This window comes from Pseudomonas cavernicola, assembly GCF_003596405.1.
GTDB classification, from domain to species: Bacteria; Pseudomonadota; Gammaproteobacteria; order Pseudomonadales; family Pseudomonadaceae; genus Aquipseudomonas; species Aquipseudomonas cavernicola.
This window is the reverse complement of sequence record NZ_QYUR01000003.1, coordinates 313068-329515: the sequence shown is the minus strand read 5'-3', so window position 1 is coordinate 329515 and position 16448 is coordinate 313068. Positions and strand designations below refer to the sequence as shown.

The following is a 16448-nucleotide window of genomic DNA, read 5'->3' as shown; positions in this document are numbered from 1 at the left end:
CAGAGTTCAGGTAAGCGTGAAGTAACCGGTGCCAATGTGTTGGTGGCGATCTTTAGCGAGCAAGAGAGTCAGGCCGTATTCCTGCTCAAGCAGCAAAGTGTTGCCCGTATCGATGTGGTCAACTTCATTGCTCACGGTATCTCCAAGGTTCCAGGGCATGCCGATCATTCGGAAAGTGACCAGGAAATGCAGGATGACGAGGGTGGTGAGTCTTCCTCCTCGGGCAATCCGCTGGATGCCTATGCCAGCAACCTGAATGAGTTGGCGCGCCTGGGTCGTATTGATCCTCTGGTGGGCGTGAGTTGGAGGTCGAGCGCGTTGCGCAGATCCTCGCGCGGCGGCGTAAGAATAATCCACTGTTGGTGGGTGAGGCTGGTGTTGGCAAGACGGCCATCGCCGAAGGTCTGGCTAAGCGTATCGTCGATAATCAGGTGCCGGATTTGCTCGCGGATAGCGTGGTGTATTCCTTGATCTCGGCGCTTTATTGGCCGGCACTAAGTACCGTGGCGACTTCGAGAAGCGTTTCAAGGCCTTGCTCAACGAATTGCGCAAGCGGCCGCATGCGATCCTGTTCATCGATGAGATTCACACCATCATCGTGCTGGCGCGGCGTCTGGGGGCGTGATGGATGCGTCCAATCTGCTCAAGCCGATGTTGTCTTCCGGGGAAATCCGTTGCATCGGCTCGACTACGTTCCAAGAGTTTCGCGGAATCTTTGAGAAGGATCGCGCGCTGGCGCGGCGCTTCCAGAAAGTGGATGTGAGTGAGCCATCGGTGGAAGACACCATTGGCATCCTTCGCGGTCTCAAGGCGCGTTTCGAGCAGCATCACAGTATCGAGTACAGCGATGAATCGCTGCGAGCTGCGGCCGAACTGGCGTCGCGCTATATCAACGATCGTCATATGCCGGACAAGGCTATCGACGTGATCGATGAGGCTGGCGCTTACCAGCGTCTACAGCCGTTAGACAAGCGTGTTAAGCGCATAGAAGTGGTGCATGTTGAGGACATCGTCGCGAAATCGCGCGTATTCCGCCTAAGCATGTCAACACTTCGGATAAGGAGTTGCTGCGTAATCTGGAGCGCGACCTCAAGTTGACGGTGTTTGGCCAGGATGCTGCGATCGACTCTCTATCCACGGCTATCAAGTTGTCCCGCGCTGGGTTGAAGTCACCGGATAAGCCGGGGGTTCCTTCTTTCGCCGGGCCTACGGGCGTCGGCAAGACTGAAGCTGCACGGCAGTTGGCCAAGGCGATGGGTATCGAGTTGGTGCGTTTCGACATGTCCGAGTACATGGAGCGCCATACGGTTTCGCGGCTGATCGGTGCGCCGCGGGCTATGTCGGTTTCGATCAAGGCGGCTTGCTGACCGAAGCCATCACCAAGATGCCGCATTGCGTGCTGCTCTTGGATGAAATCGAGAAGGCGCATCCGGAGGTCTTTAACCTGCTGTTGCAAGTGATGGATCACGGCACTCTGACCGACAACAACGGACGCAAGGCGGATTTCCGCAACGTCATCCTGATCATGACTACCAATGCTGGCGCGGAAACCGCGGCGCGGGCTTCTATCGGCTTCACCCATCAGGATCACTCCACGGATGCCATGGAAGTGATCAAGAAGAGCTTTTCGCCAGAGTTCCGTAACGTCTGGACACCATTATCCAGTTTGGTCGCCTGAGTCACGAAGTGATTAAGAGCGTGGTGGACAAGTTCTCACCGAGTTGCAGGCGCAACTGGAGGATAAGCACGTCACGCTTGAAGTTAGTGACGCGGCGCGCGGTTGGCTGGCTGCTGGTGGCTATGATTCACAGATGGGTGCTCGACCAATGGCTCGCCTGATTCAGGATAAGATCAAGCGCCACTAGCTGAGGAAATTCTCTTCGGCGAATTGGCTGAGCATGGCGGTGTCGTGCACATCGATGTGAAGGATGGTGAGCTGAGCTTTGACTTCGAGACCACGGCTGAAATGGCGTAGTCATCAACTGTCGAGAAATGAAAACGCCCGGCAATTGCCGGGCGTTTTCATTGGGACTGGCTTAGCGCGCGCGGTAAGTAATGCGGCCTTGCTCAAGTCGTAGGGCGTCAATTCAACACGTACTTTGTCACCGGTCAGGATGCGAATGTAGTTCTTGCGCATCTTGCCGGAAATGTGCGCGGTTACGACGTGCCCATTTTCCAACTCCACACGGAACATGGTGTTGGCAGGGTGTCGACGACAGTGCCTTCCATTTCGAAGCTGTCTTCTTTCGACATGCAGTAAAGCCCTCGGTATCCAATGAATGGCCCGGTGCAACTGGCGCCAGGCAAAAGCGGCGTGCATTGTGCCCGAAAATAGGTCTGCCCGCCAAGGTAATTAGGCTCTGTCGAAGTTTAATGACGAGCCGCGTTGTCGCCTGAAAGCGCGCCAGGCAAGGCGCAGGCCGCAGGCAATGGTTATTCCTTGCCAAGGACTGCAACACAGCATGGCACGTTTTCAGGCACAACCCGAAGGGTCCGCGCGGCCGTCATTAAACATCAACAGAGCCTAGGAGAGGGTTATCCAGCGCTGATTGACGAACAGCTCAATGGGGCGGTATTGGGTCTTGTAGTTCATCTTCCGGCAGCTCTTGATCCAGTAACCAAGATAGACAGCTTCTAAGCCTAGGCGAACGGTTTCGCCAATCTGCCAGAGGATGGCATAACGGCCCAAGCTGCGGCGCTCCTCGTCAGGATCGTAGAAGGTGTAAACCGCGGAAAGACCATTGGGCAGTACGTCGGTAACTGCGACGGCGAGCAAGCGACCGGACAGCCGGAACTCGTAAAAGCGGGAAAAAGGCAGGTCACGCACCAAAAAGGTGGCGAATTGATCGCGATTGGGTGGATACATGTCGCCATCGGCGTGGCGCTGTTCGATATAGCGCGCGTAGAGAGCGTAATACTCTTCACTGAAGGTTGGGCGTACGGCGTGAACCTGAAGCTCTTCGTTGCGTTTGAGGATTCGTCGTTGCTGGCGGTTGGGTGTGAATTGCGCCGCAGGAATGCGCGCCGGCACGCAGGCTGTGCAGCGCTGGCAATGTGGGCGATATAGGTGATCACCGCTGCGGCGAAAACCCATTTCCGAAAGCTCGGCGTAGACCTCCATATCCATTGGCTGGCTGGGGTCAAGAAACAGCGTCGTGGCCTGTTCCTCGGGCAGATAGCTGCAGGGATGCGGCTGAGTGGCGTAGAACTTAAGGCGAGCCAGCTCGGTCATGATTAACCCTCAAGAGAGGCTTAGAGTAAGTGTATGCCAGCCTGCCGAACTCGCCTAGGCAAGCCAGTCCGCCGTATTTGCTTGATTCAGGTGACGAGCCAGGTAGCCTGCGAACTCCGTGCGAGGAATGGCGCGGGCGCCAAAGCTCTGCAGGTGCGGAGTGGGCATTTGGCAGTCGACCAGCACGAAGCCCCAGGCCTTGAGGTGTTCGACCAGCGTGATAAATCCCACTTTGGAGGCGTTATCGGTTCGACTGAACATGGACTCACCGAAAAACAGCTGCCCCATCGCCAGCCCATAAAGCCCGCCAACTAGCTCCCCGTTGAGCCAGACTTCGACCGAGTGGGCAATGCCGCGCCGATGCAATTCCAGATACGCGGCTTGCATGCTGGAGGTGATCCAGGTGCCCTCGGAATAAGTGCGCGGAGCAGCGCAGGCGTGGATTACGGCAGCGAAATCCCGATCAAAGGTTACCTGGTAGCGGGCTTGACGCAGGGTCTTGTTCAGGCTGCGTGAGATGTGAATTTCGCCCGGAAATAGCACGGTGCGTGGATCCGGTGACCACCAGAGAATCGGCTGGTCGTCCTGATACCAGGGAAAGCAACCGTGACGGTAAGCCTGGATCAGGCGGTCAGCGCTCAGGTCGCCGCCGGCCGCGAGCAGGCCGTTAGGTTCGCGCAAGGCTTTCTCGAGAGAGGGGAAGTCCAGGGAGTCGCGCTGTAGCCAGGTCAGCATGATGGGCTATGACCGAGAGGGTAGGGCGAAGGTGGGCGCTGGGCGCCCACCTGTAGGGCTCAGTTGCCGATATCGAGGAACTTTTCGACATCCAGTGCGGCCATGCAGCCCGCGCCTGCCGAGGTGATGGCCTGGCGGTAGACATGGTCGGCGACATCGCCGGCGGCGAAGACGCCCTCGATGCTGGTAGCGGTGGCATTGCCTTCGCTGCCGCCCTGAATCAGCAGGTAGCCATTACGCATCTCCAGTTGGCCCTGGAATAGGTCGGTGTTGGGTTTGTGGCCGATGGCGATAAACACGCCGGTCAGCGGCAATTCTTCGGTCGCGCCGTTGTTGGTGTCTTTCAGGCGCACGCCGGTGACACCGGAGGCGTCGCCCAGCACTTCGTCCAAGGTTTGGTTCCAGTGCAGGCGGATATTGCCGTTGGCGGCTTTTTCGAACAACTTGTCCTGCAGGATTTTCTCCGAGCGCAGCTTGTCGCGACGATGCACCAAGTGCACTTCCTTGGCGATATTGGCCAGATACAGGGCCTCTTCCACGGCTGTGTTGCCGCCGCCGATCACTGCGACCACTTGGTTGCGATAGAAGAAGCCGTCACAGGTGGCGCAGGCGGACACGCCCTTGCCGGCAAAGGCTTCTTCCGATGGCAGGCCGAGGTACTGGGCAGAGGCGCCGGTGGCGATAATCAGTGCGTCGCAGCTGTAGGTGCCGCTGTCGCCCTTGAGGATGAAGGGGCGCTGCTGCAACTCGGCGGTATGAATGTGGTCGTAAACGATCTCGGTGTCGAAGCGCTCGGCATGCTTCTGCATGCGGTCCATTAGTACCGGGCCGGTCAGGCCTTCGATGTCACCTGGCCAGTTGTCCACCTCGATGGTGGTGGTGAGCTGGCCGCCGGGCTGGATGCCGGTGATCATCAGGGGCTTGAGGTTGGCGCGGGCGGCGTATACAGCAGCGCTATAGCCGGCAGGGCCGGAGCCCAAGATGATCAGGCGTGAATGCTTGACTTCGCTCATAAAAACACCTCATAAGCCTTTGTCACAAAAGAGAATGCGTGCTCCAATTGAGCCGCACGGAAGATGCTGTTGGCTATGCTACACCGAAGCGGGAGAGGCCGGCAAAACGCGCCATAGGCATGTCGCGTGACGTGGCATCAGGCAGGCAAACCCGTACAATAGGCCAAGTTTTCGCCGTCAATCGATTGTTGGGCGCGCCGTAGGCGCAGGAAAAGACGCGTTTTGAAGAACTCCACCACTACCGCTCAAGCACCAGTTTGGCGTCAGCAATTGCACTACCGGCTCAAGGAAGGTGCGCTGATCGCGCTGGGTGCGCTTTGCCTTTATCTTTGGATGGCGCTGCTGACCTATGATCAGAATGATCCGGGTTGGACCCATACCAGCAATGTCGTGCAGGTTCAGAATGCCGCTGGCCGTGCCGGTGCGTGGTTTGCCGATATCTTATTCATGGCCCTCGGTTATTTCGCCTACCTGTTTCCACTGCTTTTGGCGGTGAAGACATTCCAGGTCTTCCGCGGCCGTCACCAGCCCTGGCAGTGGAGCGGCTGGTTGTTTTCCTGGCGGCTGATTGGTTTGGTGTTTCTGGTGTTGTCCGGCGCGGCCTTGGCCTATATCCATTTCCATTCCGGTTCCAGCTTGCCCGCTTCGGCTGGCGGTGCGCTAGGTGAAAGCCTGGGGCAGTTGGCCGTTGCTGCGCTGAATGTGCAGGGCAGCACGTTGCTGTTTATCGCGTTGTTCCTGTTTGGCCTGACGGTGTTTAGCGACCTGTCCTGGTTCAAGGTCATGGATTTGACCGGCAAGATCACCCTAGACCTGTTCGAGCTGATCCAAAACGCCACCAACAATTGGTGGAGTGCGCGGGTCGAGCGCAAGCAATTGGTAGCCCAGTTGCGCGAAGTCGATGATCGCGTCAACGAAGTAGCCGCACCGATGGTGCATGACCGGCGTGAGCAGGCGAAGGTCAAAGAGCGCCTGATCGAGCGTGAAGAAGCCCTGAGCAAGCACATGAGCGAGCGCGAGAAGCGCCCCGCACCGGTGATTACTCCGCCTGCTGCACCTAAAGCCGTTGAGCCGAGCAAGCGCGTACAGAAAGAGAAGCAAGCGCCGCTGTTCGTCGATAGCGCGGTCGAGGGCACCTTGCCACCGATTTCCATCCTCGATGCGGCCGAGAAGAAGCAGAAGAAATATTCCCCTGAGTCCCTAGAGGCCATGTCGCGTCTGCTGGAGATCAAGCTCAAAGAGTTCGGTGTCGAGGTCATCGTCGAGTCCGTGCATCCGGGCCGGTGATTACCCGTTTCGAAATCCAGCCAGCTGCCGGGATCAAAGTCAGCCGCATCTCAGGTTTGGCCAAGGACTTGGCGCGCTCGTTGGCGGTGATCAGCGTGCGCGTGGTGGAAGTTATCCCAGGCAAGACCACTGTGGGTATTGAGATACCTAACGAGGACCGCCAGATCGTGCGCTTCTCTGAAGTGTTGTCCTCGCCCGAGTACGACGAGGCCAAGTCGCCGGTAACCCTGGCGCTGGGGCATGACATCGGTGGCCGTCCGGTGATTACCGACCTGGCGCGGATGCCACACCTGCTGGTCGCCGGTACCACCGGTTCGGGTAAGTCGGTGGGCGTGAATGCCATGATCCTGTCGATTCTGTTCAAGTCCGGACCAGAAGATGCCCGGCTGATCATGATCGACCCCAAAATGCTTGAGCTATCGATCTACGAAGGTATTCCGCACTTGCTCTGCCCAGTCGTGACCGACATGAAAGAGGCTGCCAACGCCCTGCGTTGGAGCGTTGCCGAAATGGAGCGGCGCTATAAGCTGATGTCGAAAATGGGGGTGCGAAACCTTGCCGGCTTCAATCGCAAGGTGAAGGATGCAGAAGAGGCGGGAGAGCCGCTGGTCGATCCGCTGTATAAGCGCGAAAGCATCCACGACGAAGCGCCACTGCTGAAGACCCTGCCAACCATCGTGGTGGTGGTCGACGAATTCGCCGACATGATGATGATCGTCGGCAAGAAGGTTGAGGAGCTGATCGCGCGTATCGCACAGAAGGCGCGGGCTGCGGGTATTCACTTGATCCTTGCCACTCAGCGGCCGTCGGTGGATGTAATCACCGGCTTGATCAAGGCCAACATCCCAACGCGTATGGCGTTCCAGGTCTCCAGCAAGATCGACTCGCGGACCATCCTCGACCAGGGCGGCGCGGAGCAACTGCTCGGCCACGGTGACATGCTTTATCTGCCGCCGGGCACTGGCCTGCCGATCCGCGTTCACGGCGCCTTCGTTTCCGACGAAGAGGTTCATCGTGTAGTCGAAGCCTGGAAACTGCGTGGTGCGCCCGACTACATCGAGGACATTCTCGCCGGCGTGGAAGAGGCTGGCAGCGGCTTCGACGGTGGCAGTGGCGAAGGTGGCGGCGAAGGCAGTGAGGACGATCCGTTGTACGACGAAGCCGTGCGTTTCGTTACCGAGAGCCGCCGCGCTTCGATTTCCGCTGTACAGCGCAAGCTGAAAATTGGCTACAACCGCGCCGCGCGGATGGTCGAAGCCATGGAAATGGCCGGCGTAGTGACGTCTATGAACACCAACGGCTCCCGTGAAGTGATTGCGCCGGGCCCGATTCGCGATTAACGCCTACCCATGGATTCAATGAGGATTTACATGCGCCTGATCCGCATGCTGTTGCTGGCAGCTATGGCTTTTGCCGTCATCCCAGCCCAGGCCGACGACGAGGCCGCCGTTCAGCGCCTGACCCAACTGCTCAGCCAGGCGCAGACCATCACTGCGCGTTTCTCCCAGCTGACCCTGGACGGTACTGGCACGCAGTTGCAGGAAACGGCTGGTGAGCTGTCCTTGAAGCGTCCGGGTTTGTTCCGCTGGCATACCGACGCGCCACAAGAGCAGTTACTGGTCTCCAATGGCCAGAAAGTTTGGTTGTACGACCCGGATCTGCAACAAGTGACGATTCAGAAGCTCGACCAGCGTTTGACTCATACGCCGGCTTTGCTGCTTTCCGGGGATGTTTCGCAGATTCGCCAGAACTTCGACATCACCTTCAAAGAAGCTGGCGATGTGGTGGACTTCACCCTCAAGCCGAAAGCCAAGGACACGCTGTTCGATAACCTGCGTCTGTCCTTCCGCAAAGGGGTGATCAACGACATGCAGTTGATCGACAGTGTCGGCCAGCGCACCAACATTCTGTTCCTCGGAGTGAAGATGAACGCGGCGCTGGACGCCGGCCAGTTCACTTTCGATATCCCGGCCGGCGCTGACGTGATTCAAGAGTAAATGCTCAAGTGTAAGAGGTGCTGACCCCAGCCCATGGACCTGTTCCGTAACACCCCCGTCGCTCAACCCCTGGCCGCCCGCCTGCGTGCAGCCAGCTTGGACGAGTACGTCGGTCAGGAACACCTGCTGGCCCGTGGCAAGCCGCTACGCGAGGCGCTGGAGCAGGGCGCGCTGCACTCGATGATCTTCTGGGGCCCGCCGGGTGTCGGCAAAACCACCCTGGCGAGGCTGCTGGCGCAGGTTTCCGATGCACATTTCGAAACGCTCTCGGCGGTGTTGTCCGGGGTGAAGGAGATTCGCCAGGCGGTGGAGATTGCCCAGCAGCATGCTGCGCAGTACGGCCGGCGAACGATTCTCTTCGTCGATGAAGTGCATCGTTTCAACAAGTCGCAGCAGGATGCCTTTCTGCCTTACGTGGAAGACGGCACGCTGATCTTCATCGGTGCGACCACCGAGAACCCCTCGTTCGAGCTGAACAACGCGCTGCTTTCCCGTGCCCGCGTCTATGTGCTGAAAAGCCTGGATGAGTCGGCGTTACGCAAACTGGTAGCGCGCGCCCTGAATGAGCCGAAAGGCTTGGGCGATCGTCACTTAAGCTTGCCGGAAGACAGTTTCAAGATTCTCCTGGCGGCCGCCGATGGTGATGGTCGGCGGTTGCTGAACTTCCTTGAGAACGCCGCCGATCTGGCCGAAGACGATAGTGAGATCAGTGTCGGGCTGTTGCAAAACCTGCTGGGTGACAGCCGTCGTCGTTTCGATAAGGGCGGCGAAGCGTTCTATGACCAGATTTCTGCACTGCATAAGTCAGTCCGCGGCTCCAGCCCGGACGGCGCGTTGTATTGGTTCGCGCGCATGCTCGACGGTGGCTGCGATCCGCTGTATATCGCCCGCCGTGTGGTGCGTATGGCCAGTGAAGACATTGGCAACGCCGATCCGCGCGCGCTGAGCTTATGCCTGTCCGCCTGGGACGTGCAGGAGCGCCTGGGTAGTCCAGAAGGTGAGTTGGCGGTGGCGCAAGCCATCGTGTATTTGGCTTGCGCACCAAAGAGCAACGCGGTCTACAACGCATTCAACGCCGCGATGCGGGATGCCGCGGAGCATGGCTCGCTGGAAGTGCCGCTGCATCTGCGTAATGCCCCGACCAAATTGATGAAAGAGCTGGGCTATGGCGACGAATACCGCTATGCCCACGATGAGCCGGAAGCCTATGCCGCTGGCGAGGATTACTTCCCGGACAGCCTCGAACCGCGCAACTACTACCAGCCGGTGCCGCGCGGCCTAGAGTTGAAAATCCGTGACAAGCTGAATCATCTCGCGGCGCAGGATCGCGCTAGCCCTAGGCAACGGAGAAAACCATGATTCGAGTGGTTCTTGCGGTTGCTGTGGGCGGTACAGCGGGCACCTTATTGCGCTTTGCGACCACCAACTGGATCAGTGCCCATTGGCCGCAGCACTTCAATGTCGGTACGCTGCTGGTCAATATTGTTGGCTGCCTGCTGATTGGCTATCTCTACGGCCTATTCTTGCTTCGCCCGGAGATACCGCTGGAGTTGCGCGCCGGTTTGGTGGTTGGCTTTCTCGGTGGGCTGACGACCTTTTCCTCCTTTACCCTCGACACGCTGCGCTTGCTGGAAAGCGGGCAGTTGCCGCTAGCTCTCGGCTATGTGGCACTCAGCGTGCTCGGCGGCCTGCTCGCCACTTGGGTGGGCTTGTCCCTGACCAAACTCTGATGACTGAGAGACGAACATGCTTGATCCCAAACTGATACGTACCGAACTGCAGGCAATCGCTGAACGCCTGGCTGCCCGCGGTTATCAACTGGATGTGGCGCGTATCGAAGGGCTGGAAGCCCAGCGCAAAACCGTGCAGAGCCGCACCGAGCAACTGCAGGCCGAGCGCAATGCGCGTTCCAAATCCATCGGTCAGGCCAAGGCCCGTGGTGAAGATATCGGCCCGCTGATGGCTGATGTCGATCGCATGGCCAACGAGCTCAGCAGCGGCAAGCACGAGCTGGATGCGATCCAGGCCGAGCTCGACTCCATTCTGCTAGGCATGCCCAACCTGCCGCACGAGTCGGTACCGGTTGGCGACGATGAAGAAGCTAACGTCGAAGTGCGTAGCTGGGGCACGCCGAAGGTTTTCGATTTCGAGATCAAAGACCATGTGGCCCTGGGTGAGCTGCACGGTTGGTTGGACTTTGAGCGCGCGGCCAAACTCTCGGGCGCGCGTTTCGCACTGCTGCGCGGCCCCATCGCCCGTATGCACCGTGCGCTGTCGCAGTTCATGATCAATCTGCACACCGGCGAGCATGGTTACGAAGAGGCTTACACGCCTTACCTGGTGCAGGCGCCTGCGCTACAGGGTACGGGTCAGCTGCCAAAGTTCGAAGAAGACCTGTTCAAGATCAGCCGCGACGGCGAAGCCGACCTGTACCTGATCCCGACGGCCGAGGTTTCGCTGACCAATATCGTCAGCGACGAGATTCTCGACGTTAAACAGCTGCCGCTGAAATTCGTCGCGCACACCCCGTGCTTCCGCAGTGAGGCGGGTGCTTCTGGCCGCGATACCCGTGGCATGATCCGTCAGCACCAGTTCGACAAGGTCGAGATGGTGCAGATCGTTGAGCCGAGCAAATCCTATGAAGCACTGGAAAGCCTGACCGGTAACGCCGAGAAAGTCTTGCAGCTGCTCGAGCTGCCGTACCGTGTGCTGGCTCTGTGCACCGGTGACATGGGCTTCAGTGCGACCAAAACCTATGACCTGGAAGTCTGGGTGCCGAGCCAGGACAAGTATCGCGAGATTTCCTCCTGCTCCAACTGTGGCGACTTCCAGGCCCGGCGCATGCAGGCGCGCTGGCGTAACCCGGAAACCGGCAAGCCGGAGCTGGTACACACACTGAACGGCTCGGGTCTGGCGGTTGGTCGGACGTTGGTCGCCGTGCTGGAAAACTACCAGCAAGCCGATGGCTCGATCCGCGTGCCGGAAGTGCTCAAGCCCTATATGGGTGGCATCGAGGTAATCGGTTAAATGGATTTTTTGCCGCTGTTTCATAACCTGCGCGGACAGCGCGTGTTGGTGGTTGGTGGCGGCGAAATCGCCTTGCGCAAATCGCGCCTGCTAGCTGACACCGGCGCTGTTTTGCGAGTTGTGGCGCCGCAGATCGAGGCGCAACTGGCCGATCTGGTCGAGCAGGGCGGTGGTGAGCTGCATGTGCGCGGCTATGTTGAAAGTGATCTGGATGGCTGCGTGCTGATTATCGCCGCCACCGATGACGAGCCATTGAATGCCAGGGTGTCGCACGATGCTCGCGGGCGTGGTCTGCCGGTCAATGTGGTCGATGCGCCAGCCCTGTGCAGCGTGATATTCCCGGCCATTGTCGACCGCTCGCCGTTGCTGATGGCGGTTTCCAGCGGTGGCGATGCGCCGGTGCTGGCGCGCTTGATTCGCGCCAAGCTGGAAACCTGGGTTCCCGCCAGCTATGGCCAACTGGCAGGGTTGGCCAAGCGTTTCCGTAGCCAGGCGAAAGACCTGTTTCCCAATCTGCAGCAGCGCCGGGTGTTCTGGGAAGATGTGTTCCAGGGCCCAATCGCCGAGCGCATGTTGGCCGGGCAGGGCGCCGAAGCCGAGAAACTGCTGCAAGCCAAACTCAGTGGCGCCGCACCCAAAGTGCTCGGTGAGGTCTATCTGGTCGGTGCCGGTCCTGGCGATCCTGATCTCCTGACCTTCCGCGCCTTGCGCCTGATGCAGCAGGCTGATGTGGTGCTGTACGACCGATTGGTCGCGCCGGCGATCATTGAGCTGTGCCGACGGGATGCCGAGCGTGTCTATGTCGGTAAGCAGCGCGCCGAGCATGCCCTGCCGCAAGAGCAGCTCAACCAGCAGTTGGTCGAACTGGCGAAGCAAGGCAAGCGCGTATTGCGCTTGAAGGGCGGCGACCCATTTATTTTTGGCCGTGGTGGCGAAGAGATTGAAGAGTTGGCCGCCAACGGCATCCCTTTCCAGGTGGTGCCGGGCATCACCGCCGCCAGCGGTTGCGCGGCCTATGCCGGCATTCCACTGACCCATCGCGACTATGCCCAGTCAGTGCGTTTTGTCACCGGTCATTTGAAGGATGGCAGTTGCGATCTGCCTTGGAGCGACCTCGTTGCGCCGGGGCAAACCCTGGTGTTTTACATGGGTTTAGTGGGATTGCCGGTTATCTGCGAACAACTGATCAAGCACGGCCGCGCCAGTACGACTCCGGCCGCATTGATTCAGCAGGGCACCACTGCCAAACAACGCGTGTTCACCGGTACCTTGGCCAATCTGCCGGAACTGGTGGCGCAGCATGAAGTGCATGCACCGACGCTGGTAATCGTCGGTGAAGTGGTGACCCTGCGTGACAAACTGGCCTGGTTCGAAGGCGCTCAAGAGCAGGTGTAGGGAGGGGGCTGGTCTTGTAGGGCGGGTGAAACCCGCGCGGTAGAAACCAATGACCGGCCGAGATTGTTGCGTTACTTTTATTTGGCGGGTTTCACCCGCCCTACACCTGTAGGCTGGGTAGAACACCGTGAAACCCAACTCGCTCACAATGCTGAGTCAACGCTGGGTTTCGGCTGAAGCCTCTACCCAGCCTACGGATACCGCTGGCAGTCAAATCCCGCTGTTGTGCCAGATACCCCGACCGGGTAGTCGTTCGCGATCGTGCGGGCGGCTGAAGTCCAGAGCCGGGCCCTTGGGCACGATGCCGGTCGGATTGATGGTGCGGTGGCTCGCGTAGTAATGCCCTTTGATGTGGCTAAAGTCCACAGTCGGCGCGATGCCTGGCCACTGATACAGCTCTCGCAGCCAATTCGACAGGTTCGGATAATCCTCGATCCGCCGCTGGTTGCATTTGAAGTGGCTGTAATAGACCGCGTCGAAACGAATCAGTGTGGTGAACAGGCGCCAGTCGGCTTCGGTCAGGTATTCGCCCGCCAGATAGCGCTTCTGGTCCAGCAGTTCTTCCAGATAATCCAGTTCGCTAAAGAGCTCATCGAAGGCCTCCGCATAAGCCTCTTGTGAGGTCGCGAAGCCGGCACGGTAGACACCGTTATTGACCGCCGGATAGATCTGCTCGTTGAGCGAGTCGATCTCGCGTTGCAGTGGTGCCGGGTAAAAGTCCAGGCGGCTACTATCTTGACCCTGGGGGGCGGTCAAGCCATCGAACGCGGAATTGAACATGCGGATGATTTCGGCTGACTCGTTGCTGACGATGCGCTTGAGCTGCTTGTCCCACAGCAAGGGCACGGTCACCCGGCCGGTGTAGTTGGTGTCATCAGCGGTGTAGCGTTGATGCAGATAACTCAACCCATCTAGGGCGTCGCCCGTGGAGCCGTGGCTTTGCTCGAAGGTCCAGCCATGCTCGGCCATCAACCAGCTGACTACGGAGACGTCGATCAGGCTTTCCAGGCCTTTGAGCTTGCGCAGGATCAACGTGCGGTGAGCCCAGGGGCAGGCCAGGGAAACATACAGGTGATAACGGCCAGCCTCTGCGCGAAAGCCACCACCCCCGCTGGGGCCTGGCTCGCCATCGCGAGTGATCCAGTTACGCCGCTGCGCTTTCTCGCGCTGGAAACGACCGCCTTCGGAGGCTGCGTACCACTGGTCATGCCAGTGGCCATCGATCAGTAAACCCATTGTCCCGATTCCTCTGCCTGCTGCGTAGGAGCTCAGTCTAATGCTAAGAACTCGAACGAATGACGCAAACTCTGCGCCTTACGTATCGATCAAATCGATTTGTTTCGTGCATCCCAGAATTGTTGAGATTGCGCGAAGGCCTCTTCGCGCGGCATTCCTAGACCGCGTAGAGCCAGCGCCATCGTGGCCTGCACTGCCAGGCGACCATAGTCGTCTTCGACTTCGCCATTCCAGAAGGCGAGCAGATGATCCGGCTCAAGCCTTTCCGGTTTGACGTGGCGCTGCGCCGAGAGCGCCGGCCATTCCTCGTCCCAGTTACTGCCGTCGGCAGTGCCATACAGGTGCGAGCTGACATCCGGGTTGATTTCAATCTCGCCGCCATCGCCTTTGATCACGATGGAGTTGTCACCTAGTAACTGGCTGGCCTCGCGGTGCGCCGCCTGATAGCCCGGATGGAAGATGCTTTGTAGGCCGCAGCGCGCGTTGAGCGGGTTGAGAATCCGCGCCAGGGAATGGATCGGCGAACGCAGCCCCAGGGTGTTGCGCAGGTCGATCATCCGTTGCAGCTGCGGCATCCAGTCTCCCAGCGGAACGAAGGCGAGGTTCTGCCGTTCAAGTGTTTGGCCGGCAGAGGTCCAGTCACGGCAGAGCGGAATGTCCAGCAGCTCCAGCAGCTGCTCGCTGTACAGGCGGCCGGCAGTGTGCGCGCCACCGCCGTGCATGAGGATGCGTACACCGTTGTTGGCCAGACATTTGGCGGCCAAGAGATACCACGGCAGATGGCGCTTTTTGCCGGCATAGGTCGGCCAGTCGAGATCCACCGCAATGACCGGTGCGCCTAGCCGTGCGCGGACGGCCTGCGTAAATCCGGCCAGCTCCTCCGGGCTTTCTTCCTTGTACCGCATCAGCATCAGAAAGGCACCGAGTTGGGTGTCTTCGACTTTGCCGTCGAGCAGCATGCCCATGGCCTCGCGGGCTTCGTCCTGGGTCATGTTACGGGCACCCCGCTTGCCTTTACCGAGAATGCGCACGTAATGGGCGAAAGGGTGCTCGGCTGGGGTGGTCAGAGTTAGAGGCTGCGGATTCATAGGCAATTGGTCGGCTTCGGCAGGCCCGCCAGTTTGGCGGCGAGTTTGGCGGGGGTGCCTTTGAACAGGCGGTTAAGGTGCAGGCTATTGCCTTTCTCCGGTCCGAGTTTCAGCGCGGCATATCTGATTAGCGGACGAGTGGCTGGAGAAAGCTGAAACTCGCTATAGAAAGCCCGCAGTAGTTGAAGGATTTCCCAATGCTCAGCACTAAGTGGCAGCTCTTCTTGCAGGGCTAGGGCCTCGGCGACGGCGGGCGACCAGTCACTTAACTCCAGCAGGTAGCCGTCTTTATCCAGCGCAATGCTGCGCTCATCGACGATCAGCGCGCTCATAGCCAGCTATTGACCTTGGCATAGCGCGTACAGATGTCGACAAAGCCGTGGTAGTCGATCACTTGCAGGCGGACTGGGGCACTTAAGGCGCGGGCTTGTAGGTCTTCATGGAGGGCAAACAGCTCAATGCATGCGGGCATCAGCTCCAGCGCTTGGCGTTGTGCGCTACCAGGTTGCAAGGCATATGCCGCATCGCCAGTCAGCAGCAGGCCATCATCGGGACCGAGAAGACGCAAGCAGCTGCTCAGGCGGCTGTCGCTGAAAGGCGAATGCGAAAGGATATGCAGGGTGGCCATCAGAGGGTGATCACCTGGTCGTAGTGGTTGATAAGAGTGGTCAGCGCAGCATCATCCAGACTTTCCACCGGCAAGTTGAGCGCCTGGGTATCCAGGCCGCGTTCTTGCAGGCTGCGCAAGGAGGCGTAGAGCGACTCCACGCCGAACAGTGGCAGCGCCTGGAGGTTGGCCGTCAGGTCTTTCTGCTGCAATGCGCTGGGCTGCTGGGCTTGGGCTAGTTGGAAGACACCATCGTCGAGAAACAGCAGGCCGATAGGTAGGTCGAAAGCACCGCCAGCCAGGGCAATATCAAGTGCCTCGCGGGCAGCAGGGCCGGACCAGGGTGCCTGGCGGCACATGATCAAAAGCGATTTAGCCATTTCAAGGGCCTCCGAAACAAACGAGGCGATCGGCCAACTGCGCCGCTTCATGCAGTTGCCCTAGTCCGGAGAGCTCCCAGGGCTTAGCCAGGTTGGCGGCGTTACGTTGGTAACGTTGTGCCTCTTCCTCATTCAATACGCCACGCCGCAGAGCCGCGGCGATACAAACTACCCCATCGAGTTGTTGTTCGCGGACGAAAGCAGCCCATTCGCCAGATAAGTCCAGCTCATCCTGTGGCGTCACGACATTGCTCGAGGCGCTGTACACGCCATCCTGATAGAAAAACAGCCGCACGATTTCATGCCCGTCAGCCAATGCGGCTTGGGCAAAGCGCAAGGCGCGGCGTGAGGAGGGTGCGTGCGGTGGGGAGAAGAGGGCGATGGCAAACTTCATGGCATACCCGACAAGGGAGATTCTTGTCGGAATGATACGGCCTGAGCACGTAAGTTG

14 protein-coding genes and 3 pseudogenes are annotated in these 16448 nt (G+C 59.2%); 7 read left to right on the top strand and 10 right to left on the bottom strand.

Translation table 11 applies throughout. The annotated features are described in order from the left end of the window. Positions 1 to 1975: pseudogene (locus tag D3879_RS15925) on the top strand (AAA family ATPase); the annotation flags it as partial. Positions 1976 to 2036: 61 nt separating this feature from the next. Here the strand turns inward: D3879_RS15925 and infA are convergent. The 4 genes and pseudogenes from infA to trxB form a co-directional block, all read right to left on the bottom strand. After that, positions 2037 to 2253: pseudogene (gene infA / locus D3879_RS15920) on the bottom strand (translation initiation factor IF-1). A 271-nt stretch (positions 2254 to 2524) separates the two neighbouring features. Beyond that, positions 2525 to 3232: an arginyltransferase gene (locus D3879_RS15915; RefSeq protein WP_119952146.1), complete on the bottom strand. Its 708-nt coding sequence runs from the start codon at positions 3230 to 3232 to the stop codon at positions 2525 to 2527. A gap of 54 nt (positions 3233 to 3286) precedes the next feature. Then, positions 3287 to 3967 (bottom strand): leucyl/phenylalanyl-tRNA--protein transferase, encoded by a 681-nt coding sequence (gene aat / locus D3879_RS15910; RefSeq protein WP_119952147.1) that lies wholly within the window; start codon positions 3965 to 3967, stop codon positions 3287 to 3289. 59 nt (positions 3968 to 4026) lie between these two features. After that, positions 4027 to 4980: a thioredoxin-disulfide reductase gene (gene trxB / locus D3879_RS15905; protein WP_119952148.1), complete on the bottom strand. Its 954-nt coding sequence runs from the start codon at positions 4978 to 4980 to the stop codon at positions 4027 to 4029. A gap of 180 nt (positions 4981 to 5160) precedes the next feature. On the opposite strand from trxB, the pseudogene ftsK reads away from it, so the two are divergent. The 6 genes and pseudogenes from ftsK (at position 5161) to cysG (ending at position 12686) form a co-directional block, all read left to right on the top strand. Beyond that, positions 5161 to 7607: pseudogene (gene ftsK, locus D3879_RS15900) on the top strand (DNA translocase FtsK). A 30-nt stretch (positions 7608 to 7637) separates the two neighbouring features. Beyond that, entirely contained in the window at positions 7638 to 8264 is a 627-nt protein-coding gene (gene lolA, locus D3879_RS15895) for an outer membrane lipoprotein periplasmic chaperone LolA (protein ID WP_119952150.1), read from the top strand. A gap of 33 nt (positions 8265 to 8297) precedes the next feature. Then, positions 8298 to 9623 carry a replication-associated recombination protein A gene (locus D3879_RS15890; RefSeq protein WP_119952151.1) on the top strand — a complete coding sequence of 442 codons (1326 nt, stop codon included), beginning with the start codon at positions 8298 to 8300 and terminating at the stop codon, positions 9621 to 9623. Beyond that, on the top strand, positions 9620 to 9994 hold the full coding sequence (crcB, locus tag D3879_RS15885) for a fluoride efflux transporter CrcB (protein WP_119952152.1): 375 nt from the start codon (positions 9620 to 9622) through the stop codon (positions 9992 to 9994). Before D3879_RS15890 ends, crcB begins: the two co-directional genes overlap by 4 nt. 16 nt (positions 9995 to 10010) lie before the next feature. Beyond that, on the top strand, positions 10011 to 11291 hold the full coding sequence (gene serS, locus D3879_RS15880; RefSeq protein WP_119955264.1) for a serine--tRNA ligase: 1281 nt from the start codon (positions 10011 to 10013) through the stop codon (positions 11289 to 11291). Then, positions 11292 to 12686: a siroheme synthase CysG gene (cysG, locus tag D3879_RS15875; protein ID WP_119955263.1), complete on the top strand. Its 1395-nt coding sequence runs from the start codon at positions 11292 to 11294 to the stop codon at positions 12684 to 12686. Between the two features lie 210 nt (positions 12687 to 12896). Here the strand turns inward: cysG and D3879_RS15870 are convergent, their stop codons facing one another. The 6 genes from D3879_RS15870 to tusD form a co-directional block, all read right to left on the bottom strand. Beyond that, positions 12897 to 13922: a glutathione S-transferase family protein gene (locus D3879_RS15870; protein ID WP_119955262.1), complete on the bottom strand. Its 1026-nt coding sequence runs from the start codon at positions 13920 to 13922 to the stop codon at positions 12897 to 12899. Positions 13923 to 14011: 89 nt separating this feature from the next. Next, positions 14012 to 15010, bottom strand: a complete 999-nt coding sequence (locus D3879_RS15865) for a glycosyl transferase family protein (protein WP_119955261.1) — start codon at positions 15008 to 15010, stop codon at positions 14012 to 14014. Then, positions 15007 to 15342, bottom strand: coding sequence for a TusE/DsrC/DsvC family sulfur relay protein (locus D3879_RS15860; RefSeq protein ID WP_119955260.1), 336 nt, complete (start codon positions 15340 to 15342; stop codon positions 15007 to 15009). Before D3879_RS15860 ends, D3879_RS15865 begins: the two co-directional genes overlap by 4 nt. After that, complete coding sequence (gene tusB, locus D3879_RS15855) at positions 15339 to 15638, bottom strand: sulfurtransferase complex subunit TusB (protein ID WP_119955259.1); 300 nt, start codon at positions 15636 to 15638, stop codon at positions 15339 to 15341. Before tusB ends, D3879_RS15860 begins: the two co-directional genes overlap by 4 nt. Beyond that, the gene (tusC, locus tag D3879_RS15850) at positions 15638 to 15997 is read right to left on the bottom strand and encodes a sulfurtransferase complex subunit TusC (protein WP_119955258.1); all 360 of its coding nucleotides are present in this window, start codon (positions 15995 to 15997) and stop codon (positions 15638 to 15640) included. Before tusC ends, tusB begins: the two co-directional genes overlap by 1 nt. 1 nt (position 15998) lies before the next feature. After that, positions 15999 to 16391, bottom strand: coding sequence for a sulfurtransferase complex subunit TusD (gene tusD / locus D3879_RS15845; RefSeq protein ID WP_119955257.1), 393 nt, complete (start codon positions 16389 to 16391; stop codon positions 15999 to 16001). Positions 16392 to 16448: the final 57 nt, after the last annotated feature.